Annotated in this window: 20 protein-coding genes, 1 tRNA gene and 1 riboswitch; of the genes, 19 read left to right on the top strand and 2 right to left on the bottom strand. The window is 60.7% G+C overall.

Annotated features, from left to right (window positions below):
* The first annotated feature begins 108 nt into the window (after positions 1-108).
* The 7 genes from DWZ52_RS08540 to DWZ52_RS10280 all read left to right on the top strand — a co-directional run bounded on the left by DWZ52_RS08540 (position 109) and on the right by DWZ52_RS10280 (position 5,759).
* A complete protein-coding gene (locus DWZ52_RS08540) occupies positions 109-468 on the top strand; it encodes a DUF6020 family protein (protein WP_199579206.1) in 360 nt (119 codons plus the stop codon).
* A gap of 164 nt (positions 469-632) precedes the next feature.
* Positions 633-1,439 (top strand): YebC/PmpR family DNA-binding transcriptional regulator, encoded by an 807-nt coding sequence (locus DWZ52_RS08535; protein WP_117584122.1) that lies wholly within the window; start codon positions 633-635, stop codon positions 1,437-1,439.
* A 166-nt stretch (positions 1,440-1,605) separates the two neighbouring features.
* The gene (locus DWZ52_RS08530; RefSeq protein ID WP_117640268.1) at positions 1,606-2,151 is read left to right on the top strand and encodes a hypothetical protein; all 546 of its coding nucleotides are present in this window, start codon (positions 1,606-1,608) and stop codon (positions 2,149-2,151) included.
* Complete coding sequence (locus DWZ52_RS10165) at positions 2,144-2,521, top strand: DUF2273 domain-containing protein (protein WP_231500738.1); 378 nt, start codon at positions 2,144-2,146, stop codon at positions 2,519-2,521. Before DWZ52_RS08530 ends, DWZ52_RS10165 begins: the two co-directional genes overlap by 8 nt.
* Before the next feature lie 44 nt (positions 2,522-2,565).
* Entirely contained in the window at positions 2,566-3,081 is a 516-nt protein-coding gene (locus DWZ52_RS08520) for an Asp23/Gls24 family envelope stress response protein (protein ID WP_118385337.1), read from the top strand.
* A gap of 206 nt (positions 3,082-3,287) precedes the next feature.
* Positions 3,288-4,310 carry a YitT family protein gene (locus tag DWZ52_RS08515; protein WP_118385336.1) on the top strand — a complete coding sequence of 341 codons (1,023 nt, stop codon included), beginning with the start codon at positions 3,288-3,290 and terminating at the stop codon, positions 4,308-4,310.
* A gap of 54 nt (positions 4,311-4,364) precedes the next feature.
* Positions 4,365-5,759: a zinc-ribbon domain-containing protein gene (locus tag DWZ52_RS10280; protein WP_118385335.1), complete on the top strand. Its 1,395-nt coding sequence runs from the start codon at positions 4,365-4,367 to the stop codon at positions 5,757-5,759.
* A 140-nt stretch (positions 5,760-5,899) separates the two neighbouring features.
* On the opposite strand, the gene DWZ52_RS08505 is transcribed toward DWZ52_RS10280, so the two are convergent.
* On the bottom strand, positions 5,900-7,363 hold the full coding sequence (locus DWZ52_RS08505) for a M20 family metallopeptidase (protein ID WP_117802896.1): 1,464 nt from the start codon (positions 7,361-7,363) through the stop codon (positions 5,900-5,902).
* A gap of 167 nt (positions 7,364-7,530) precedes the next feature.
* Between DWZ52_RS08505 and DWZ52_RS08500 the strand changes: the two genes are divergently transcribed.
* The 12 genes from DWZ52_RS08500 (at position 7,531) to DWZ52_RS08445 (ending at position 21,645) form a co-directional block, all read left to right on the top strand.
* A complete protein-coding gene (locus DWZ52_RS08500) occupies positions 7,531-9,168 on the top strand; it encodes an amidohydrolase (RefSeq protein WP_233547295.1) in 1,638 nt (545 codons plus the stop codon).
* 423 nt (positions 9,169-9,591) lie between these two features.
* Positions 9,592-9,885 carry a co-chaperone GroES gene (gene groES, locus DWZ52_RS08495; protein WP_022094351.1) on the top strand — a complete coding sequence of 98 codons (294 nt, stop codon included), beginning with the start codon at positions 9,592-9,594 and terminating at the stop codon, positions 9,883-9,885.
* Between the two features lie 96 nt (positions 9,886-9,981).
* The gene (gene groL, locus DWZ52_RS08490; protein WP_118385334.1) at positions 9,982-11,619 is read left to right on the top strand and encodes a chaperonin GroEL; all 1,638 of its coding nucleotides are present in this window, start codon (positions 9,982-9,984) and stop codon (positions 11,617-11,619) included.
* Between the two features lie 451 nt (positions 11,620-12,070).
* A riboswitch (FMN riboswitch) is annotated at positions 12,071-12,263 on the top strand.
* Positions 12,264-12,268: 5 nt separating this feature from the next.
* Positions 12,269-12,859, top strand: coding sequence for an ECF transporter S component (locus DWZ52_RS08485; protein WP_117563816.1), 591 nt, complete (start codon positions 12,269-12,271; stop codon positions 12,857-12,859).
* Complete coding sequence (locus DWZ52_RS08480) at positions 12,856-14,760, top strand: energy-coupling factor transporter ATPase (RefSeq protein WP_118385333.1); 1,905 nt, start codon at positions 12,856-12,858, stop codon at positions 14,758-14,760. Before DWZ52_RS08485 ends, DWZ52_RS08480 begins: the two co-directional genes overlap by 4 nt.
* Positions 14,760-15,560, top strand: coding sequence for an energy-coupling factor transporter transmembrane protein EcfT (locus tag DWZ52_RS08475; protein ID WP_118385332.1), 801 nt, complete (start codon positions 14,760-14,762; stop codon positions 15,558-15,560). Before DWZ52_RS08480 ends, DWZ52_RS08475 begins: the two co-directional genes overlap by 1 nt.
* 30 nt (positions 15,561-15,590) lie before the next feature.
* Complete coding sequence (locus DWZ52_RS08470) at positions 15,591-16,037, top strand: pyridoxamine 5'-phosphate oxidase family protein (RefSeq protein ID WP_117648255.1); 447 nt, start codon at positions 15,591-15,593, stop codon at positions 16,035-16,037.
* Positions 16,038-16,088: 51 nt separating this feature from the next.
* On the top strand, positions 16,089-16,499 hold the full coding sequence (locus DWZ52_RS08465; RefSeq protein WP_117756885.1) for a pyridoxamine 5'-phosphate oxidase family protein: 411 nt from the start codon (positions 16,089-16,091) through the stop codon (positions 16,497-16,499).
* A gap of 257 nt (positions 16,500-16,756) precedes the next feature.
* On the top strand, positions 16,757-17,827 hold the full coding sequence (gene argC / locus DWZ52_RS08460; RefSeq protein WP_055252304.1) for an N-acetyl-gamma-glutamyl-phosphate reductase: 1,071 nt from the start codon (positions 16,757-16,759) through the stop codon (positions 17,825-17,827).
* A 134-nt stretch (positions 17,828-17,961) separates the two neighbouring features.
* Complete coding sequence (argJ, locus tag DWZ52_RS08455) at positions 17,962-19,230, top strand: bifunctional glutamate N-acetyltransferase/amino-acid acetyltransferase ArgJ (protein ID WP_199411125.1); 1,269 nt, start codon at positions 17,962-17,964, stop codon at positions 19,228-19,230.
* Between the two features lie 81 nt (positions 19,231-19,311).
* Complete coding sequence (argB, locus tag DWZ52_RS08450) at positions 19,312-20,292, top strand: acetylglutamate kinase (protein ID WP_117641046.1); 981 nt, start codon at positions 19,312-19,314, stop codon at positions 20,290-20,292.
* Positions 20,293-20,361: 69 nt separating this feature from the next.
* Positions 20,362-21,645 carry an aminotransferase class III-fold pyridoxal phosphate-dependent enzyme gene (locus DWZ52_RS08445; protein WP_118385331.1) on the top strand — a complete coding sequence of 428 codons (1,284 nt, stop codon included), beginning with the start codon at positions 20,362-20,364 and terminating at the stop codon, positions 21,643-21,645.
* 426 nt (positions 21,646-22,071) lie between these two features.
* Here the strand turns inward: DWZ52_RS08445 and DWZ52_RS08440 are convergent.
* Positions 22,072-22,147 (bottom strand) — tRNA-Val (locus DWZ52_RS08440).
* Positions 22,148-22,262 lie beyond the last annotated feature (115 nt).

Raw genomic sequence — 22,262 nt, 5'->3', positions numbered from 1 at the left:
GGATACGCCTAGGCGCGGTCCAAGAAATCGTCCGCACCCCCTTACGGCTACTTTTATCCGAGTGCCCGCGATGCCTGGGTCTACAGCACGGCGCGTAGTGCCGAGATCATGGCGCGTCCCGACAACCTCAAGTACTTCGACTTCCATCCGGTTGACAGCAACGTGGTGCGCTGGTGTGACCACCTGATCAATCTGTACCGTGTGGCGGTGCAGCGCATCCCGTTTATTTCGCTCACCATGAGCTCGGCCACCTATGTGTGGATCATGATTGCCGTGGTGGTCTACCTGCTGCGTCGTCATTCATGGCGTGCGCTGGCGATCTGGGTGCCGCTGTTGGGCGTGCTCGCCGTGTGCCTGATTGGTCCGTGCAACGGCTCGACCTACATGCGCTACCTGTATCCGGTCATCGCCTGCATGCCCTTCGCCATCGGCGCCACCGTCACCCGCAGCGACTTCCTCTGGTCCTAACTTGGTGCATTGGGGTCAGGTTTCTTTGCACCAAAGGGGACATCATCACGACGCCTTCATTTTGGGGTTTATCTCGCAGGCTAGTAGGTATATCATAACGACGTTTGTTTATATTGCCCGAGCATCTGCGCTGGGCTTTAGGTCGAAACCGATAGGAGACACGTATGTCCGGACACTCTAAGTGGGCCACAACCAAGCATCGTAAGGGCGCGCAGGACGCCAAGCGTTCCGCCCTCTTCTCCAAGCTCAGCCGCAACATCACTGTTGCTGCCCGTCTCGGCGGTGACCCGCTGCCCGAGAACAACGCCAGCCTCGCCGCTGCCGTTGCCAAGGCCAAGGCTCAGTCCATGCCTAAGGACAAGATCAAGTCCGCTATCGACAAGGCTTTTGGTTCGGGTGCTGACGCCGCCGTCTACGAGAACATCGTGTACGAGGGCTACGGTCCCGCCGGTGTCGCCGTCTACGTCGACTGCCTGACCGACAACCGCAACCGTACCGCCGCTGATGTCCGTTCCGCCTTCTCCCACGCTGGTGGCAACCTGGGCACCTCCGGCTCCGTCGCCTTCCAGTTTGAGCGCAAGGGCCAGATCGTCGTCGCCAAGGAGATCCTGGATGAGAACGCCAAGAAGGAGACCATGATCGCCAACGGTGCTGCCGGTGACGAGGATGAGTTCATGATGGCTATCGCCGAGGCCGGTGGCGAGGACTACGAGGATGCCGGCGAGGAGTGGATCGTCTGGACTGCTGCCAACGAGGTCATGGCTGTCTCCAAGGCGCTCGAGGAGCAGGGTGTCCAGGTCAAGGGCTCCGAGACCACCATGGTCCCGACCACCCCGACCGAGGTTTCCGGCGCCGACGCCAAGAAGGTCCAGCGCCTCATCGACCGTCTTGAGGAGCTCGACGACGTCCAGGACGTCTACAGCACCATGGACATGACCGACGAGGTCATCGCTGCCCTCGAGGAGGAGTAGCGCCAGCACGGATTGAGCCGTGCATATCTGGGCATAATGAAGCGAGCATGCAAGCCTCGTGGAATAGATGAGCCGGATCCGCGTGCGTAGAGCACCGGACCCGGCTCTTTTATAATGATGCGAACCGTTTTGCATTTCGAGAGCCGAGATTTGAAGGGAGCGCCGCGTGCGCGTACTCAAACGAGCCCTAGCGATCGTGTATCTTGCCGCCACCATCGTGGCACTGGGTACGCTTGTCTGCCAGTTTTGGGGGCCGTATACGTATCGCTTTATGCTGCTGATGCGCGACCCCATGCCGCGCATCGTCGTGACGGCGTGCGCCGGCGTCGTGGCGATCGGCGTACTGCTGAGCTTTTTCCGCCTGATGTTCGCCCGTCGCGAACCGTCCTGCGTGCATCCGGCGGGGGAGCGCAATATCGAGGTTACCCTTGCGGCGCTTTCTTCGTGCGCCAGGGTTGCTGCCGAGCGCGACGACCGCGTGATGGTCGAGCATGTCGAGGCTCGCGTCCAAGGCCCCGACGATTCGCACGTCCGTTTTAAGGTCGAGGCTATCGCGCTTGACGATAAGGACGTGGCATCTCTGGCTACCGCGATGCAGCAGCGCATCGAAGAAGCCTGCGATACCATGCTCGGCGCGCCGGGTACGACCGCGCGCGTCCGTTTTTTGCCGTCCAAGACTACCGTCCAGACCGTGGAGGTTTCCGGTGAGTGATACCAATCAAGATAAGACCGCTCGTACGCCGCGCCTGACGATTGACCAGAGCGCCACGTCGGCGAGCGAACCTGTTGATTCCAAAGCAGAGGCAACCGAGTTACAAGACGCGGCAGCCGCGGATTTTGACGAGGCTATGGGTCTCATCAAGGGTACGGGCGCTGCCATCTGGAGCTATGCTGTGCGTCATCCCAACACCACGCTCGGCGCCGTCGCCGGCTTTATCCTCGCCGTGTTGGTGCTCACGTTGGGCCTGTGGGACACGCTCGTCATTGCATTCTTCGTGCTGATCGGCGCCGTGATCGGCCAAATTCGCGACGGCGAGAACGGGATCGTCAACTTCTTCGGCCGTCTGTTTAGCGGCCGCTAATATGTATTCGACTGTCGCATCCGCGGCAGGCATAAGGAGGAACCATGGCTTTTAATACGAAGGTCGATGTAGCCGATACCGAGCTCGAGGAGAACGAGGCGGTCGTCGCCGAAGCTGAGGATGTGACGCTCGAGGATGAGGCTCTCGTCGAGGCCGAGTCCGATACGGATGAGGACGACGAGGAATCGGATGAGTCCGAGGACTCGCTGACCTATTCCAACGGCGTGATCGAGAAGATCGTTGCCATGGCCACCCGCGAGGTTCCGCACGTTCTGGGCATGAAGGGTAACCTCATGCACTTTGTGCAGGAGCAGTTTGGTGCCGAGAATCTGACCAAGGGCGTGACGGTCGAGGTCGCCGATGACAATCGCGTGGTCGTCAACATCTCCGTCATCATCGAGTACGGCGCCTATGCGCCCGCGATCTTCGACGATGTTAAGGCACGTGTCACCGAGCGCCTTGCCGCGATGACCGGCCTTGAGGTGGCGGGCGTCAACCTGCGCATCGAGGATGTCATCACCCCCGAGGAGCACGAGCACCGCACCAGCCAGCACGAATAACCTTCCAAAAAGGGACAGGTTTGTTTTGGCAGGTTTTATCTGCGAAAACATTAAACGGCCGACCGCGCAAGCAAAAGCGTGGCCGGCCGTTTTTGTACGCTCCCGATATAGTCATACCGCTCGTCTAACTAAGGGTTGCAATCCCCACGTTCCGCGTTACTCTAATGGGCGCATTGTTTCCAAATTGTTAACGAGGGGTTGCCGTAATGGCCGACGAGCACGAAACAGAAAGCAAGGCATGGGCAATTGAGGCCGCTGCGGCAGAGGCGGCGTCGCGTGCTGCCGAGGAGGTGTATCGTCCTCCCGTAGTGCCGATGGAGCGCGTGGTCGATCGCGATGTTATCGAGCGGGGCGAGCGCGCTGGTCGCAAGCGCAGCCAGGAGCCGGGCTTTCCGCGCTTTTTTGCCGAGCTCAATTTGGGCCTGATCCTCACGGCCTTTGCCATCGTCGCGTTTAAAACCCCTAATCACTTTGCTTTTGGCGGCACCTCGGGCGTGTCGGTCATTCTGTCCACGCTGTTCCCGACCCTGCCCGTCGGCGTCTTTATGTGGATTATCAATGCGGTCCTGGTCGTTCTGGGCTTTATCTTTTTGGAGCGCAAGGCAATCCTGTGGAGTGTCTTTGCCTCGTTTGCGCTGTCCGCCTATGTTTCGCTGTTTGAGCTCTTTATTCCGACCGATGTCTCGATGACGGGCGATATGTGGCTCGACCTGTGCTTTGCCGTGATTCTGCCGGCGCTCGGCAGCGCCATCGTCTTTGATATTGGTGCCTCGACGGGCGGCACGGACATCCTCGCCATGATTCTCAAACGCCGCACGACGCTTGAGATCGGCCGTGCGCTGCTGCTGGTCGATATCGGCATCGTGACCATCGCGGCCTTCTTGTACGGCCCGCGCGTCGGTCTGTATTGCGTGCTCGGCCTGTTTGCCAAGACGCTTGTGGTCGACAAAGCCATCGAGAGCATCCACCTGCGTAAAGTCTGCACGGTCATTTGCTCCGAGCCCCTTAAGGTCGAGGAGTTTATCGTCAAGCATCTCAACCGTACGGCGACTATCAGCCGCGGCTACGGTGCTTTCTCGGGCAAGTGCGTGACGGTGATCATGAGCGTGCTAAGCCGTCGCGAGGCCGTGCAACTGCGCCGCTATGCGCGCGAAGTCGATCCGGGTGCCTTTATCACGATCGTCGACAGCTCCGAGATCGTCGGCAAGGGTTTCCGCGGAACGAACTAACGCGGTCGAGCTCATCAAACAATCGAATAGCGCCCTGCGCATTGCAAATGCGTCATGTTGGAGTATTTGTCCCCACATTGGGTGATAATGATGCCAAAGACATCGTTTGCGATCCAGATGATTCGCTCAAGATACGAAGGGATGATCTCGATGTTCTGTTCGCAGTGTGGTGCCCCCATGGGCGACAACGATAAGTTCTGTGGTGCGTGTGGTGCCCCCAATGCCGGTGCCGCAGCCTCTGCCCCTCAGGGTCAGCCCCAGCAGTTTGTTCCGCAACCGCCCGTGGCGAATGCGTCCAAGGGCTGTGTGGCTCAGGCGTTTGAGGATATGACCAAGACTCCGGGCGTGCTGCAGCGCGTGTGCCAGATTGCCTTTTTACCGGCGCTGATTTGTGTTGTGTCGGTACTCGTGCTGTTTATTCCCGTTATTGGCGGCATTGCAGCTGCCATCGGCTTTTTGGCAGCTTGCATTGCGAGCGTGTGTGGTTCCGGCTTTGGTATTGAGTGGGGTCGCGATCTGTCGCTCAAGGTTGATGGCGGTATGGATCGTCCACTCATGCGTTCCACGTCGTTTGGCCTCGGAGTCTTTTCGAGCGTTATCTCGGTCGTGCTCGAGGTTATCGCTGCCATTCCCGTTATCGGTGTAGTGCTTTCGCTGGTGGAGAGCGTGGTAATTGGCGCCGCGGGCTCGTATTCGTATTACGGCTCCTATGCACTCGAGGCAGCGCTGTTTGGCTCGCTTGGCCTGCTTGTCCTGGCTATGATTGCCACGGCGGTCTTGGGGGTCTTCTTTAAGATGTTCGCCGACATTGCCGTGATGCACTTTGCGGTGACCGGTCGTGTCGAGAGCGCGTTTTCGCTCGACAAGGTCTGGGCGGCGTTTAAGCACAACAAGACCAAGCTGTTCTGCGCTTCGTTCCTTCCCGAGTTTTTGACGGGTCTGGTCGCCAACGTTGTCACATGGATCCTGACGTTCGTCTTTGGCACCATTGCCTCTGTCGGTATGTATAGCTACTACTACCGTCCTTCGGCTATTGAGGCGCTTGTTACCGGCGGTGGCATCACGCTCGTATTGTTCTTGGTGCTGACAGCGTTTGTCACGGTATTCCTTACGGTCTTTGGCAAGATGCTCAAGCATCGTGCCGTTGGCTATTGGGTAGCGCGTTATGCAGCTGAATGGGCTGATGAGGATAAGGATGACGTCCTGACCTTTGTGCTGCCGTTTGAGAAGAAGTCTGCTCCGGCTGGTTTTAGCACCGACGCAGCGCCCGTATCCGATTCCGCTGCGGCGCCTGCGCCCGAGCCCGAGCCCGTGCCCGTGCCTGAGCCTGAGCCTGAGCCCGCGCCCGTGCCTGAGCCCGACCCCGCGCCCATGTCGGAACCGGAGCCCGAGCCTGCGCCTGAGCCCGACCCCGCGCCAAGCTCCGACGAGGACTCTCAGGACGAGTAGTCCTGCCACCTGCCATTTGAGGACGGGGCGGAAATGGAAGAAATAGAGCCTGACAAATGAGCGGGGGCGGACGTGTCGAAACGTCCGCCCCCGCTTTGTTATCGCGATGTGGCTATGACTGCGAGACGGTCGCGAATCGGCTACTCGTCGTGCTTCTCCTCGCGGCGCGCGGCGGCGCGTGCATCGTGGATGCCCTTGATCGCGGCGTGGCGAGCCGTGCGGGCGTCGTGCATGGCGTCGCGTGCTTCGGCGGCTGTGGCCTTAGCAGAACGCAACTTGGCGGCGAGGTCGGGGTTGGTCTCGGCGACCGCGGCGATAGCGGGTCCGTCGAGCTCCTCTTGCGTGGGCTCGGCCAAAAAGTCGATGGCATACTGGGCGGCCACCATGGAGCCTTTTGCCAGCACAGTCTCGTCGATCTTGTAAAAGCAGGAATGCTGAGCGTACGTGGCGCCAATCTTGGGGTTGCGCGCACCTACAAAGGCGAGCACGCCCGGCACGCGGCGCAGGTACTCCGAAAAGTCCTCGCCCGAAAGCGTGCCGCGGTAATGTCCCTCGCCGGCGGGGCCCAGGCATTTGAGTACGGCCTGGCGGCAGCGCTCGCTCGATGCGGCTTCGTTTTCGACTTTGTAGTTGGCGATGGTGTAGTCGGTGAGCTTGGCTTCGGCGCCCAGGGCTGCCGCGGTATGCTCCACGATGCGGCGCATGAGCTCCGGCATTTCCTCGTGGGTCGAGTCGCCGTAGGTGCGCACCGTGCCGGCGAGGTAAGCCGTGCCGGCGATAACATTGCGCGCGGTGCCGCCATGCAGCTCACCGACGGTGATAACGGCCGGCTCGTAGGGGCTAATCTCGCGCGAGACGATAGTCTGCAGTGCGTTGACGATCTCAGCGGCAACCATAACGGCGTCGTGGCCGCGCTGGGGCATAGCGCCGTGGCACGAGGTGCCGCGGACGTCGATGCGGAACCAGTCGGTATTGGCCATGCGCGGACCGGGCTCGCAGCTTACGGTGCCGGCGTCAACCTCGCTCCAGATATGCGCGGCGTAGGCACCATCGACGCCGTCGAGCACGCCCGTGCCGATCATGAGCTTGGCGCCCTGGCCGTTTTCCTCGCTGGGCTGGAAGACGATGCGGACTTCGCCGTGGATGTCGTCGGTCATATGGCGCAGGATTTGCAGCGTGCCGAGCATCATGGCGATATGGCAGTCGTGGCCGCAGGCGTGCATGCAGCCCTCGTTGACGCTGGCGAACTCTTCGCCGGTCTGCTCGGTGACGGGCAGGGCGTCGATGTCGGCGCGCAGCAGGATGCGGCGGCGTGGTGTGCCGTCCTCGCGATAGGCGTCGGGCGCGGTGCCGCGAAGGGTCGCCACAAGGCCCGTCTTAAGGGGACGCTCGTAGGGGATATTCATGGCGTCCAGCTGGTTGGCGATGTCAGATGTCGTGCGTTCCTCGGCGAGGCTCAGCTCCGGGTGCTTATGGAAGTGGCGGCGCTGCTTAATGATGTAGGGTTCAAACTCGGCAGCGATATCTTGGATGGCTGCGGTGACGTCGTCTGCCGCGCGAACCTCGGTTGCCGCCATAATCTGCTGTGCCTTGGTCTTCGTCATAGTCGATTTGCTCCTTGCTGGTTTATCGCAAAATCGTACAAGCTCATTCCAGTATGCCACCTGCCGCTAGGGCTGGTAAAGTTGCCGTTTGCCGCTTGGGGTTTTGTTACAAGGGCGGGGGAGTACACTCGGGGGTGTTGAATTTCCTGCCAGAGATGGGGATGCCCATGCAACATATCGATCGGATTATCCGCTCCAAGAACGTCTTTACCGCGCAAGACGGCATCGATACCGCCCGCGAGCTGGCGATTGCCATCGCAGGCGACCGTATCGTCGCAGTCGGTGCGCCCGATGACGTGATTGCCGCCGCGCCTGCCGCCACGCCGGTTATCGACTACGGCGAGCAGTTTGTCTGCCCAGGTTTCCATGACGCTCATCTGCACTTCTTCCATACCTCGGTCGGCTCCTCGCCGTACATGCTCATGGATATGGGCACGTCCGAGGCGGCGCTGGTGCAACACGCGCTCGAGTTTTCCCAGGACCTGCCCGACGACGCTTGGGTTGTGACTCAGGGCTGGCGCGACTACCGTTGGGACCCGCCCGAGCATCCTACCAAGGCGTCGCTCGATGCGGCATTCCCCGATCGCCCCTGCGTTATGTATTCGGGCGACGGCCATACGCTGTGGCTCAACAGCCGCGCACTCGAGGCGCTCGGCGTCACGCGCGACAGCGAGCCGCCAGCGGGCGGTGGCTACGACAAGGATGCAAACGGCGAGCTCACGGGTATCGCTCACGAGGCGGCCGCTATGCAGCTGCTTCCGCGCTGCCTTGAGTGGCTGGGGGAGGATCGCATTGCAAGCGCTTACGCCGATCAAATGAGGCGTATGGCCGAGCAGGGCATCACCTCGATCTGCGACATGTCGCTCATGCCCATGCCGGGCTGCGATTTTATCCGCGACGATGTCTACGGCAAGCTACAGGCAGCCGGCAAGTTGGGCATCCGAGCCCATCTGTTCCCCACGCTGCTGGATGACCAGTTGCGCTTGGAAGAGCTGCAGACCCGCTACGCGAACAACGCGCTGCTCTCGGCGCCAGGCTTTAAGCAGTTCTTCGACGGCGTGTCGAGCGAACACACGGCATATCTCACCGAGCCCTATACCAATCCGCGCTTCCCGGGCGACCAGGGCCGTCTGACAGTTCCTGCCGAGCGCATGCGTAAGCTGGTTCTGGCGGCTGCGGAGCGCGGCCACACTGTGCGTATCCACGTCATCGGCGACGGTGCGATTCATGCCGCGCTGGATATCTTCGAGGAGGCCGCCGACCTGTACGGCCTGCCCCAGCACGGCCATAACACACTCGAGCATCTGGAGAACCTCCTGCCCGAGGACATCGACCGCCTGCGCAAGCTCAACGTGATTGCCTCGAGTCAGCCCTGTCACATTACGCTCGACCCGGGCGGCCCCGAGCGCGGTTTGGGCATGGAGCGCAGCCGCATCATGTGGCCGTTTGCAACCTATAAGCAGCGCGGCATTCGCCAAGCCTTCGGTACTGACAGCCCTATCACGCCCGTTACCAGCATGAACGTGCTCTACACGGCTATCACGCGCCAAGACCCCAAAAGCCACTGGCCCGAGGGCGGCTGGCTGCCGAGCGAGCGCATCGATGCAGCAACAGCCCTGCGCAACTACACCCTGGGCAGCGCCTATGCAGCGGGCGACGAGCAAAACCTCGGCAGCCTAGAACCCGGCAAATACGCCGACCTGGTAGTCCTGGACCAAAACCTGCTCACCATCGACCCCCAAGAACTCCAAGCCACCAAAGTCCAAGCCACCTACCTGGCAGGCAACTTAATCTACGAGCGCTAGCCCCATACCCCACCCACAAGGGGCGCGTTTCAGCAACGTGCCCCTTTCTTGTTCGCACCATCCGCATCGCCATTTTGCTGTACTGACTTTTCTGAATGCCGGGCCCGAATTAGTTAACCTGCCTCCCGGGGCGGACCGGAGGGCATGAAGTTTGTCGCGAGTTCCGCACGCAAAGGAAAGCACTTAATGTGCTTTCCGTCTTGCGCAGGACTGTAGAGCAGCAAACTTCATGCCCTCCGGTCCGCCCCGGGAGCCACCGCTAAGTTATCCCCTGGCATTCAGAAAATCTAAGTGCCAAAAAATAAGATTTTTTGACTCCGTGTTGTATAACCCGCCATTCGTGGGTACCATTCAACGCGTACGCAAACAAAAAGGGTTAATTCGTGTGGTATAACCGCGCGGCCCAAAAAGGAGGAGACAAGCATGTCGTCTTTGAAGCCGCTTGCAGATCGTGTTCTGGTCAAGCCCGACGAGGCCGAGCAGAAGACCGCTTCTGGTCTGTATATCGCCAGCAACGCTCAGGAGAAGCCGCAGCGCGGCACCATCGTTGCCGTTGGCGCTGGCAAGGTCAACGACAAGGGTGAGCGCATCCCCATGGACGTCAAGGTCGGTGACGTTGTCATCTACGGTAAGTTCGGTGGCAACGAGGTCAAGGTCGACGGCGAGAAGTATCTGCTGATGCGCGCCGACGACATCTACGCTGTCGTCGAGGCCTAGTCTCGTCAGAATCTCTGATTCGTCTTTGAACGCGCCCGCCGCATAGGACTCGGAAGCGGCGACGCGAGTCACATTTCTTTTGGAGGATTACCTACCATGGCAAAGAACATTACGTTCAACACCGATGCCCGCGCCAAGCTCGCCAAGGGCGTCAACACTCTGGCCGACGCCGTTACCGTCACCATGGGCCCCAAGGGCCGTTACGTCGCTCTGCAGCGCACGTTCGGTGCCCCGACCATCACCAACGACGGCGTTTCCGTCGCCAAGGAGATCGAGCTCGAGGACAACATCGAGAACATGGGCGCCCAGCTGGTGAAAGAGGTCGCCACCAAGACCAACGACACCGTGGGTGACGGCACCACCACCGCAACCCTGCTCGCCCAGGCCATCGTCAACGACGGTCTGCGCAACGTCGCCGCTGGCGCCAACCCGCTGGCCATCCGTCGCGGTATCGACAAGGCCGTCAACGCTGCCGTCGCCGAGATGAAGGCTCAGGCCAAGCCGGTCGAGACCAAGGAGCAGATCGCTTCCGTCGGTACCATCTCCGCCGGTGACCCCGAGGTCGGCGAGAAGATCGCCGAGGCCATGGAGGTCGTGGGCAAGGACGGCGTCATCACCGTCGAGGATTCCCAGACGTTCGACATCACCATCGACACCGTCGAGGGCATGCAGTTCGACAAGGGCTACGTCTCCGCTTACTTCGTCACGGACAACGACCGCATGGAGGCCGTGATGAAGGATCCGTACATCCTCATCACCGACCAGAAGATCTCCAGCGTCCAGGACATCATGCCTGTTCTCGAGGCTGTCCAGCGCGCTGGCCGTGGCCTGCTCATCATCGCTGAGGACATCGACGGCGAGGCTTTGCCGACCCTGGTCCTCAACAAGATCCGTGGCGCTCTCAACGTCTGCGCCGTCAAGGCCCCGGGCTACGGCGATCGCCGCAAGCGCATCCTCGAGGACATCGCCGTCCTCACCGGTGGTCAGGCCGCCCTGGACGAGCTGGGCGTGAAGGTTGCTGACATCACCGCCGATATGCTCGGTACCGCTAAGTCCGTCACCATCTCCAAGGACAACACCGTCGTCGTCGGTGGTGCTGGCTCCAAGGAGGCCATCGACGCTCGTATCGCTCAGATCAAGGGTGAGATGGAGAACACCACCTCTGACTTCGACCGTGAGAAGCTCCAGGAGCGCCTGGCCAAGCTCTCCGGTGGCGTTGCCGTCATCAAGGTCGGCGCTGCTACCGAGTCCGAGCTCAAGGAGATCAAGCACCGCGTCGAGGACGCCCTGCAGGCAACCCGCGCTGCTGTCGAGGAGGGCATTGTCGCCGGTGGCGGCGTCGCCTTCATGGACGCTGCTCCTGCGCTCGACGCCGTTGAGCTTGACGACCCCGAGGAGAAGATCGGTGTCGACATCGTCAAGAAGGCTCTGACCGCTCCGGTCGCTACCATCGCCAAGAACGCTGGTTTTGAGGGCGCTGTCGTGGTCGACAAGGTTGCCGAGCTGCCCGCCGGCCAGGGTCTCAACTCTGCCAACGGCGAGTGGGGCGACATGATCGAGATGGGCGTCCTCGACCCCGTCAAGGTTAGCCGCGTCACCCTGCAGAACGCTGCTTCTGTCGCCAGCCTGATTCTCATCACCGAGGCCACCGTCTCCGATGTGCCCAAGAACACTCAGCTTGAGGACGCTATCGCTGCTGCTACCGCTGGTCAGCAGGGCGGCGGTATGTACTAAGGCCGACAAGGTCTAGAACTCCCACCGGGAATCCGGGGGCGTGACGGGGGCTTCTCTCCGGAACGTCCTCGGACATGCAAAGAGGCTCCGCATCGCGCTTCGCGCTGCGGAGCCTCTTTGCGTCCTGCGGAATGTTCCGGAGAGAAGCCCCCGTCACGCCCCCGGATTCCCTGCGTTTACGGCCTTGAGGTCGGCGTGGGCGGAGGACTTGGTTGTTGGGAATACGTGTCCCGGTCGCTGTTTCGCGGCTTTGCCGCGAAAGGCGCGCCGCTTTGGGGCGAGTGGAGGATGTGGTTGTTGCAGTGGCTTGTCCCCTTCGCTGTTTCGCGCTTTGCGCGAAAGGCGCGCTACTTTGGGATGGGTGGGGAACGTGGTTGTTGTGGCAACTGATCCCCACCACAAATTACCCTCGGCATACTTGCGCGAACGATTGCTCGTGCTACACTTGCAAGTGCTGTTTCAGGGCGGGGTGGAATTCCCTACTGGCGGTAAATCGGGCGGTGCCAAAGGGGTGCCGCGGAGCAGGCGAGGCGTCTGCGACCGAGCCGATGAGTCCGCGACCCGAGCGTGTGTTGGTTCGCATACCGGCTGAACTGGTGAGATCCCAGTACCAACGGTTAGAGTCCGGATGAAAGAGGCAGGTGATCTTATGTCTGAACAGTCGCAGCATATCCATTTTGAGAACACGAATAGGTGGAGCACCAAACAGCTCGTTACCATGGCGCTGATGTGTGCCTTGGGCGCCCTGTTTATGTACGTGCAGCTGCCTATCCTTCCTTCGGCGCCGTTTTTGACGTATGACCCGTCGCTGGTGCCGGCGATGGTGTGCGGTTTTGCGTATGGTCCTGGCGCCGGTACTGCTGTTGCCGCTATGGCGATTGTTATCCATGCGCTTACCACGGGCGATTGGGTCGGCGCACTTATGAACCTGGTTGCCACGCTGGGCTACATTCTGCCCGCGGCTATCGTGTACCAGAAGATGCATACCTATAAGGGTGCCGTGATTGGCCTAGTGTTCGGTGTCATTGCCGCTACGGCGTTGTCTATGGTCGCAAACCTTACCATTGGCGTATGGTTCTGGTATGGCTCGGTCGATGTGATCGCCCCGCTTATGATTCCTGCCGTGCTGCCGTTCAACCTTATCAAGACCGTGCTTAACTCGGTGTTGACGCTAGCGGTGTATAAAGCAGTCTCCAACCTCATCACGCCTAAAAAGGACCAGGTCAAAGGCCGCGCATGATTGAGTGTCGGGGCGTTTCCTTTAGCTATGACGGTGCCGTGTCGGCACTCGACGGTGTCGATCTGAACATCGAGGACGGGGAGTTTTTCTGCATCCTCGGTGGCAATGGGTCGGGCAAGTCGACGTTTGCCAAGCATCTGAATGCGCTGCTGCAGCCCGATGCGGGCACGGTACGTATCAACGGTATGGATGCGTCCGATCCCGAGCTGGTCTACGACATTCGTTCGACCGCAGGCATGGTGTTCCAGAATCCCGACGACCAGCTGGTGGCAACGCTTGTCGAAGATGACGTTGCGTTCGGTCCCGAAAACCTTGGCGTGCCATCGGCGCAAATTGCGCAGCGCGTACGCGAGGCGCTGAAGGGCGTGGGCCTGGTGGGCTTTGAGCGCCACGAGACCCATGCGCTTTCGGGCGGTCAAAAGCAGCGTGTGGCGCTTGCCGGTGTGCTCGCCATGGAACCGCGCGTGCTCATTTTGGACGAGGCGTCCTCGATGCTCGATCCGCGCGGGCGCAAGGGCCTTATGAAGGCCTGTCACGTGCTGCACGAACGCGGCATGACCATCGTGATGATTACGCACTTTATGGAAGAGGCCGCCGAGGCCGATCGTGTCGCGGTGTTTCGGGCGGGGCGCGTTGCCATGCTCGGTACGCCCGAGGAGATTCTGACGCGGGCGGACGAACTCGCGCAGCTCAACCTGGATATGCCGGCGTCGTGCTGTCTGGGCAGGGCACTATCTGCGAGGGGCGTGCCCGTTTGTGCAAAGGTGCGCGAGGCGGATATGGTCGCCGAGATTGCGCAGGCTTATGTTGAGCGAAATGTGGCGGGCGCCACGGAGCGGCCTTCCGTGCCCGATGCTCGCGTGCCCGACAATGCCTCCTCCGAGACCGACGAGACAAATGTTTCGGAGCCCGTTATCGAGATTTCCCACCTCTCGTATAGTTACTCGCTGAGCGCTCGCGAGCGTCGCCGCTGGCACAAGCGCTCGGCCACTGCGGACGCATCGAGCAAACAGGCTCTTTGGGGCAACGATCCAAACAGCCCCTGGGCGCTACGCGATGTTTCGCTGACGGTGCATCGCGGGGAGTTTCTGGGGCTGGCAGGTCATACCGGCTCGGGTAAGTCGACGCTGGTCCAGCATCTCAACGGTTTGATTCGCCCCCAGGAGGGATTCGTTCGCGCACTGGGGCTCGACCTGGCAAACAAGAAAGATGCCGCCGCGGTTAAGGCCAAGGTCGGCGTGGTGTTTCAATATCCCGAGCGTCAGCTGTTTGCCGAAACCGTGACGCAGGACGTGGCGTTTGGCCCGCACAACCTTGGCTTGTCGCAGGCCGAGGTTGTCCGCCGCGTTGAGTCATCGCTCGCGCGCGTGGGCCTCGACTTGGCCACGGTGGGCGACAAGAGTCCCTTTGAGCTTTCGGGTGGCCAACAGCGGCGCGTGGCGTTTGCCGGCGTGCTTGCCATGGAGCCCGAGGTCCTGGTACTCGATGAGCCTATGGCGGGACTCGATCCGGCGGCGCGCAGTGATTTCCTGGAGCTCATCGATCGACTTCACCATGGGGTCCTGACCGTCGTCATGGTCTCACACAGTATGGATGACCTTGCCAATTGCTGCGATCGTATTGTCGTGATGAACGAGGGCACGGTGTTTGCTGAGGGCACGCCCGCTCAGGTTTTTGCGCATGCGGATGAGCTTAAATCGATCGGCTTGGGCGTTCCCGCCGCCCAGCGCATGGCGTTGGCGCTCTCGGAAGCGGGCGTGCCGCTGCGTTGCGGCGGGCTCTATACGGTTGAGTCGTTGGCCGACGAGTTGGCAAATTTGCTGATCGGTCGCTCAGACGGTTCTTCTAACGTCTCGGACATTGCTAAATCCAAGACGGTCGCGCGAGAGGAGGGCTGCTAATGGAGGCGTTTTCGTTTGGCAGTTACTATCCCGGCGATAGTGCGATCCATCGCCTGGATCCGCGCACCAAGCTGCTCCTGGGCTTTGTGTTTTTGATCACGACGCTGACCGTCGGCGGCTTCCGCGGACTGGCCCCGGTCGCAATTTTCGCCGTGCTGATCTATGCCGTGTCCCGGGTGCCGTTGCGCCGGGTCCTATCATCGATGGCGCCGCTGCTGGCAATCGTCGTCGTGGTCGCGGTGCTCAACTTGTTTACCGATCAGAGTGGGCGCATCCTGTGGCAGCTCGGCTTTCTGCAGATAAGCGAGGGCTCACTGCGTTCTGCCGCCTTTATGGCGTGCCGCCTGACGTTGATGATGGCCGGCATGAGCGCCATTACGCTCACCACGCCCACGCTCGACCTCACCGCGGGCTTTGAGCGCCTGCTCGCGCCGTTTGCGCGTGTGGGACTTCCTGCGCACGAGCTCGGCATGATCATGGGTATCGCGCTACGCTTTATGCCGCAGTTTGCCACCGAGATGAAGCAGACGGCCGATGCGCAGGCAAGCCGCGGTGCACGCGTGACGGGAGGTCCGCTCGGCGGCGTGCGTATGCTCGGCAGTGTGGCGATTCCGCTGTTCACGGGCGTGTTCCGCCATGCCGAGACGCTGTCTGCTGCCATGGATGCACGCTGCTATCACGGTGAGCAGGGCCGCACGCGCCTGCATGCGCTTGCATTTCGCCGCGGGGATGCGCTGGCTGCGGTGGTGACGGCGCTGCTGCTCATCTGCGTCATCGTCATCAACCTTCAACTTGTTTAGGCGCGATTCGAGCGCAAGAAAGGGGTCCCTATGACCGACAACGATCGCACGGCTCAGCTTGAGCGCGCCTGTTCATATCTCAGGCGCATTCCGGCGTGGTATCTGGCCACGACCGATGTGGCCGACGGGCATCAGCCTCGTGTGAGGCCGTTTTCTTTTGCCATGGTCGATGACGGTAAGTTGTGGTTTTGCACGTCGCGCGACAAGGACGTGTGGGCGGAGCTGAGTGCGAATCCCAAGTTTGAGCTCTCGGGCTGGAAGCCGGGGGAATGTTGGATCGTATTGACCGGCGAAGCCGCACTTGAGGACGACGCAGTTGCGAGCGACAAGGTGCGTCAAGCGGGTTTTAAGCACATGGTGGGCATTGGCGAGGAACACGAGAGTGCCAACGACGGCCGCCTTGCTTTCTTTTCGGTCCGCAACATTGCCGCGCGCTTCTGTGATATCGACGGCAGCGAGGAGCGCCTGGAGCTCTAGCGCGTCTCAAATTAACTACCCGTTCCGAATTAGCTAGCGCCAGGAGGACACATGGACGGATTGAATACGGTGTTGGAGTATCTGACGTCGGTGCCGGCATGGTATTTGGCGACGAGCGTTGACGGACAGCCTCATGTGCGTCCGTTTTCGTTTGCGCAGATCCAGAATGGCAAGCTGTGGTTTGTAACAGCGCGCACCAAAGATGTGTGGCAAGAGCTGCTGCAAAACCAGCGCTTTGAGGCCACGAGTTGGTGGCCGGGCCATGGCTGGCTCATCTTGCGCGGGCGTGCCGGCTTGGATGACCGGGCTTTAGGCGAAATGCGCGAAGCCGGGTGGAAGCATCTAGAGCACCTGGGCGAGCACTATGAGGGGCCTAACGACCCCACGCTCGTCTTCTTTAGCGTCGAGGATCCCGAGGCTTTTATCTGCAATCACGACGAATGGGTGCCGGTCGAGCTCTAGCCAGCTGGCTCATCCTAACAACTTGGTTTTCGCATGGGCGGGCCCCGTATTGCCCGGCGCCGTTAGGAGCGCCGGTCAATACGGGGCCCGCTCCATTTGTCAATTCCTTCAAGCGAATGTGTCGGGAATGTTTCAATGCATGAATATGCAAGCCATTTACGTATTCATGCATCTTTTGGTGCTAAAGTTTCAACTCACTTCATAACGACTGCTGCGAAATGCGCATCGGTGCATAAATCGCAGACAAGGAGTCTGATATGTCTTTGAAGGTTGGAATCGTCGGCGCGGCTGGATATGCCGGAGCCGAGCTCATTCGCCTCGTCCTCGGTCATCCCGAGTTTGAACTTGCTGCCATTACGTCCAACGCCGATGCCGGCCAGCCGTTGTCTGCGGTGTACCCGAGCTTCACCGGCGTAAGCGATCTTGTCTTTACGACGCATGATGCCCCTGAGCTCAAGAACTGCGACGCGGTCTTTTTGGCCGTGCCGCACACGGCTGCCATGGCACAGGTGCCCGCGCTGCTTGCATCGGGCGTCTCCTGCTTTGATCTTTCGGCCGACTACCGTCTGAACGACGCGTCCGTTTTTGAGGCTTGGTATGCCGCCGAGCATACGAGCCCCGAGCTGCTCAAGACCCGTGCCTTCGGTCTGCCCGAGCTGTTCTGCCAGGACTTGGAGACCGCCGCATCCGACCATGCCGACGGCAAGCCCGTGCTGGTCGCCTGCGCCGGTTGCTATCCCACCGCAACGAGCCTTGCCGCCGCGCCCGCCGTGCGCGCGGGCTGGGTGGCCGAGAACGGCCCCGTGATTGTCGATGCCATTAGCGGCGTGACGGGCGCCGGTAAGTCCTGCAACGCCCGCACCCATTTTTGCAGCGCCGACGAGAACTTGGAGGCCTACGGCGTGGGCAAGCATCGCCACACGCCCGAGATTGAGCAAATCCTTGGCCTGACCGATCGCGTCGTCTTTACCCCGCACCTGGCACCGCTCAAGCGCGGTCTGCTCTCCACGGTGACGCTGCCGCTCGCGCCGCAGGCTCTCGACACGCTGGCTCTTGAGGATGTCGTCGACCATTACAAGCAGTTCTACGCCGGTCGCACCTTTGTGCGCGTGCTCGATGCCGGCCAGCAGCCCAAGACGGCTTCGGTCGTCGGCACCAACGCTGCCCAGATTGGCCTCGCGCTCAACAAGCGCGCGGGCGTGCTGGTGGCGACGGGCGCCATCGACAATCTGTGCAAGGGCGCTGCGGGCCAAGCGGTCCAGTGCGCCAATATCGTCTTTGGCTTTGACGAGCGACGAGGCTTGCCCACAGTGGCGTGCCCGGTGTAGCACATTCGATTGTTAACGATTTGGTAGTCGGGCATCGAGTGGGGCGCCACTCTTAAGCTGGTTTCATGATCACGACTGGCATGGCGCACCAACCGATGTCCGTTTTTTGTTTGACATAAGGAGTCATAAAGACGATGAATACCGAGCTGTTTGATATCAAGATTCGCGCCGTCGAGGGTGGCGTTACGGCTGCGGCTGGTTTTAAGGCTGCAGGCATCCACGCTGGGTTCCGCAAGAACCCCGAGCGTCTGGATTACGCGCTCGTCGTGCCCGATAAACCCTGTCCCGGTGCTGGCGTGTTTACCACCAATCGCTTTTGCGCGGCGCCCGTGCAGGTGAGCCGTGCCAACCTGGGCGGTACCGACAAGGGGTACGGTATCATCGCCGGCATTTCGGTCAACTCTGGCAATGCCAACGCCGCCACGGGTGAGACCGGCCTTGCATGCGCGCGCGAGACGTGCAGCATCGCATCGCAGGTCATCGGCTGCGAGCCTCAGCAGATTCTGGTTGCCTCCACGGGTGTAATTGGCCAGATTCTGCCGATCGACACGTTTGAGACCGCCATTCCTGCTGCCTACGAGGCGCTCTCCGCCCACGGTGGCGCCGATGCCGCTCGCGCCATCATGACGACCGACACGCACTCCAAGGAGTACGCCGTGTCCTACGTCAGTGAGGCTGCGGGTCATGCGGGCAATGTCTATACGGTAGGCGGAATGTGCAAGGGCTCGGGCATGATCATGCCCAACATGGCCACCATGATCGCAGTTATCACTACCGATGCCCCCGTCGAGCCTGCGGCACTTCATGCCCTGCTGCTCTCGACCGTCAAGCAGACCTTTAACAAGGTAACGGTCGATTCCGACACCTCGACCAACGACACCTGCACCATGCTTGCCTCCGGTGCCGCTGCCGCAGATGCCGAGCCTATCGTCGAGGGCTCCGATGCCTTTGACGAGTTGACATTTGCCGTGCACGAGGTGTGCGAGAGCCTGGCGCGCAATATCGCCGCCGATGGTGAGGGCGCATCCAAGCTTGTTACGGTCAACGTTACCGGCGCCGTGAACGACGAGGAGGCCGATATCGCCGCCCGCGCCGTTGCCAACTCGCCGCTCGTTAAGACCTGCATCGCCGGCCATGACTGCAATTGGGGCCGCGTTGCCATGGCGCTCGGTAAGTGCGGCGTGAAATTTAATCAGGAAGACGTTTCCATCGACATGATGGGCATGCCTGTCTGTCGCGACGGTCTGACTGTTCCCTTCGATGAGGACGAGGCCCTGCGGCGTTTTGAGGTGCCCGAGATTGTGATCTCGGCCGACCTCGGCGCAGGCGATGCGGCAACGACCGTCTGGACCTGCGACCTCACGCACGAGTACATCTCGATCAACGGCGACTACCGTTCCTAAACTCCAGGCGCGCTGTGCATCTCGTCGCGATTGCGGACGGCGGAGCACGGCGCGATAACGATACGAAAGACGAGGCAGACTATGAAATTCGCACGCGATTGTCGCTCGAGTGAATCCAACGAGGCAACCGCGCAGCTGCTGTTTGAGGCGCTGCCGTGGATTAAAAACCTGACCGGCAAGACGGTCGTTATCAAGTATGGCGGAGCCGCCATGGTCGACGAGCAGCTGCGCCGCGACGTGATGAGTGACATCGTCCTGCTTAAGATCATCGGCATGCGCCCCGTTATCGTGCATGGCGGCGGCAAGGCCATCAATGAGGCGTTGAGCCACTATGACATCCCTGTCGAGTTTAAGAACGGCCAGCGTGTGACCACGCCGGCGACCATGGATATCGTGCGCGAGGTGCTGGGCGGCAAGGTCAACCAGGAGCTGGTCGCTGCCATCAACCGGCACGGCAACCTGGCCGTGGGCGTGTCGGGCAGCGATGCCGGCACGCTCATCGCCGAGCCGCTCGACCCCGAGCTCGGTCGCGTGGGCAAGGTCGCGCACGTCAACACCGACTATATCGAGCGCTTGCTCGATAGCGAGTACATTCCCGTCATCGCTACCGTTGCGGCGGGGGAGGACGGCGGCTTCTTTAACATCAACGCCGACACCGCCGCCGGTGCTGTTGCGGCGGCGCTCCATGCGCATAAGGTGATCTTCCTTACCGACGTCGATGGCCTGTATAAGGACTTTAGCGACAAGGATTCGCTTATCTCCAACCTGACGCTCGACGAGGTCAATGAGATGCTCTACGGCGGCGAGGTCGATAAGGGCATGATTCCCAAGCTGCGCGCGGCCGTCGATGCGCTTGCCGGCGGTGTATTTCGTGCCCACATCATCAACGGCACCACGCCGCATTCGCTGCTGCTGGAGCTGCTGACCGATGCCGGCGTCGGTACCGTGATCCATTCCACCGAGACGGCTTACGAGTTCGATACGCATCCGCATCCGCTTTCGACGTTTGCTGCGCGTCTGACCGAGAACCTCGACGAGGTCGAGAAGCTTCAGACGGTCTAACTGACTCGCAGCCGCCCCATTCCTGCACCCATAGGCCTGCGCCGTCTGGCGCCCAACGAAAGGCATCCCATGTCACTTGTAGCTCAGCAATCGCTTGAATCCCATTACGTTATGCATACCTTTGGCCGCTCTCCGGTCGAGTTTGTCGAGGGTCACGGCATGAAGCTCACCGGCGACGATGGTCGTGAGTACCTCGACTTTCTTGCCGGCATCGGCGTGTGCAGCCTAGGTCATGGCGACCCGGCTGTGCTCTCGGCGCTCGAGGCACAGACCAAAAAGCTCATGCATGTCTCCAATTACTTCTACATCGAGCAGCGTGGACAGGTCGCGGCGCTGCTGTCCAAGCTTGCCAACGACGACTTAGATGGTGCACGCGTGCTTGCCGATGCCATTGCCGCCGGCGATGAGACCACGGCAGCTGCTCTTGGTGCCCCGGCTGCGGATGAGCAGGTTTGGGAGACCTTCTTTGCCAACTCCGGCGCCGAGGCCAACGAGGGCTCGATGAAGCTCGCGCGCCTGTACGCCAAGCGTGCCGGTAACGGCGGCAACACTATCGTGTGCATGCGCGGCGGCTTCCACGGCCGTACGCTCGAGACCATTGCCGCCACCATGCAGGATTGGCTGCAGGATAGTTTCCGCCCGCTGCCGGGTGGCTTTGTGGCCTGCACGCCCAACGATATCGATGAACTGCGTGCGATCTTTAAGCAGCTGGGAAGCGAGGTCTGCGCTGTCATGCTCGAGCCGATTCAGGGCGAGAGCGGTGTGCACCCCATGACCGAGGAGTTTATGGCGGCGGCGCGTGACTTGGCACACGAGGCAGGCGCCGTTCTTATCGCCGACGAAGTCCAGTGTGGCATCTTCCGCTCCGGCAAGCCGTTTGCATTCCAGACCTATGGCGTGGAACCCGACATTATGAGCCTTGCCAAGGGCATTGCCGATGGCGTGCCCATGGGTGCCGTGGTGGCAAAGAAGGAAATCGCCGACGTGTTTAAGCCGGGCGACCACGGCTCGACCTTTGGCGGTAGCTGCTTGGCCGTCGCGGCGTGCGCCGCGACGCTCTCCGCGCTCGTGCGCGGCGGCTATGCTGAGCATGCCGCCAAGGTGGGCGCCTATATGGAGCAGGCGCTGGCCAAGCTTCCGCACGTTACCGAGGTGCGCGGTCGCGGCTTGATGCTCGGCTGCGACTTGGATGACGCTGCGGGCGATGCGCATGATATTGTTGCCCGCGCGCTTGCCGCCGGCGCTGTGATTAACGCTACTGGTGCCCACACGCTGCGTTTCCTGCCGCCGCTTGTCTGCGAGGAAGTCGACGTGGACGGCCTGATCGAGATCCTGGCGGGCGTTTTGGGCTAACACGGCGCAATAACTTAATTTGGACCGGGTTCTGGACTGCGGGCGTGCCATATGCGGCACGATTCAGCGGTCCGGAACCCGTTTTGCCACAAATCTGCAATGGCCAGGAGAGCCTTTGGACAAAAAATGCCAAATGTGAGTACTGTCACCAGCTGAATCTCATATGAAACCGACTATCTAGGATTAGTTAGACCACACATGTTCAGTTATGTTAATGGGGAAACAGCTAGCAAAGGCTTCAAATCGCTGATTCAGGGCTAGATTTACCCAGCGAAACCCAAAAATCGCTGCTACAAAATTAGTAACAGTACTCATTTTTGCCATTTTTTGGCCACGGCCTTTGTGGCGGACGTGCTGGCGGGTTCGAATCCCATGCACCGGGCGCAAGCAAAAACGGTCCCCTTTCGAGGGCCGTTTCCAAATCAGTGGTGGGCGATGAGGGATTCGAACCCCCAGCCTTGTGCGTGTAAAGCACCTGCGCTAACCGTTGCGCCAATCGCCCGTGCGGAGAGAGTATAGCAAAACAATTGCCTCATTCATCTCATATCCATTAAAGGTAACTGGCGCGTGTCACAGCCCTTGATTCTCATTTTCATTGCAACAGCCTCAGGACTCAG

This window comes from Collinsella sp. AF33-16 (assembly GCF_003475325.1).
Classification (GTDB): domain Bacteria; phylum Actinomycetota; class Coriobacteriia; order Coriobacteriales; family Coriobacteriaceae; genus Collinsella.
This window is presented reverse-complemented; position numbering and strand designations above follow the sequence as displayed.

What these genes read in the sequence shown, in the direction of transcription:
- DWZ52_RS08540 (WP_199579206.1), top strand. Translation starts at nt 109, where the DNA reads ATGGCGCGTCCCGACAACCTCAAGTACTTCGACTTCCATCCGGTTGAC.
- DWZ52_RS08535 (WP_117584122.1), top strand. Translation starts at nt 633, where the DNA reads ATGTCCGGACACTCTAAGTGGGCCACAACCAAGCATCGTAAGGGCGCG.
- DWZ52_RS08520 (WP_118385337.1), top strand. Translation starts at nt 2,566, where the DNA reads ATGGCTTTTAATACGAAGGTCGATGTAGCCGATACCGAGCTCGAGGAG.
- DWZ52_RS08515 (WP_118385336.1), top strand. Translation starts at nt 3,288, where the DNA reads ATGGCCGACGAGCACGAAACAGAAAGCAAGGCATGGGCAATTGAGGCC.
- DWZ52_RS10280 (WP_118385335.1), top strand. Translation starts at nt 4,365, where the DNA reads ATGTTGGAGTATTTGTCCCCACATTGGGTGATAATGATGCCAAAGACA.
- DWZ52_RS08505 (WP_117802896.1), bottom strand. Translation starts at nt 7,363, where the DNA reads ATGACGAAGACCAAGGCACAGCAGATTATGGCGGCAACCGAGGTTCGC.
- DWZ52_RS08500 (WP_233547295.1), top strand. Translation starts at nt 7,531, where the DNA reads ATGCAACATATCGATCGGATTATCCGCTCCAAGAACGTCTTTACCGCG.
- groES (WP_022094351.1), top strand. Translation starts at nt 9,592, where the DNA reads ATGTCGTCTTTGAAGCCGCTTGCAGATCGTGTTCTGGTCAAGCCCGAC.
- groL (WP_118385334.1), top strand. Translation starts at nt 9,982, where the DNA reads ATGGCAAAGAACATTACGTTCAACACCGATGCCCGCGCCAAGCTCGCC.
- DWZ52_RS08485 (WP_117563816.1), top strand. Translation starts at nt 12,269, where the DNA reads ATGTCTGAACAGTCGCAGCATATCCATTTTGAGAACACGAATAGGTGG.
- DWZ52_RS08480 (WP_118385333.1), top strand. Translation starts at nt 12,856, where the DNA reads ATGATTGAGTGTCGGGGCGTTTCCTTTAGCTATGACGGTGCCGTGTCG.
- DWZ52_RS08475 (WP_118385332.1), top strand. Translation starts at nt 14,760, where the DNA reads ATGGAGGCGTTTTCGTTTGGCAGTTACTATCCCGGCGATAGTGCGATC.
- DWZ52_RS08470 (WP_117648255.1), top strand. Translation starts at nt 15,591, where the DNA reads ATGACCGACAACGATCGCACGGCTCAGCTTGAGCGCGCCTGTTCATAT.
- DWZ52_RS08465 (WP_117756885.1), top strand. Translation starts at nt 16,089, where the DNA reads ATGGACGGATTGAATACGGTGTTGGAGTATCTGACGTCGGTGCCGGCA.
- argC (WP_055252304.1), top strand. Translation starts at nt 16,757, where the DNA reads ATGTCTTTGAAGGTTGGAATCGTCGGCGCGGCTGGATATGCCGGAGCC.
- argJ (WP_199411125.1), top strand. Translation starts at nt 17,962, where the DNA reads ATGAATACCGAGCTGTTTGATATCAAGATTCGCGCCGTCGAGGGTGGC.
- argB (WP_117641046.1), top strand. Translation starts at nt 19,312, where the DNA reads ATGAAATTCGCACGCGATTGTCGCTCGAGTGAATCCAACGAGGCAACC.
- DWZ52_RS08445 (WP_118385331.1), top strand. Translation starts at nt 20,362, where the DNA reads ATGTCACTTGTAGCTCAGCAATCGCTTGAATCCCATTACGTTATGCAT.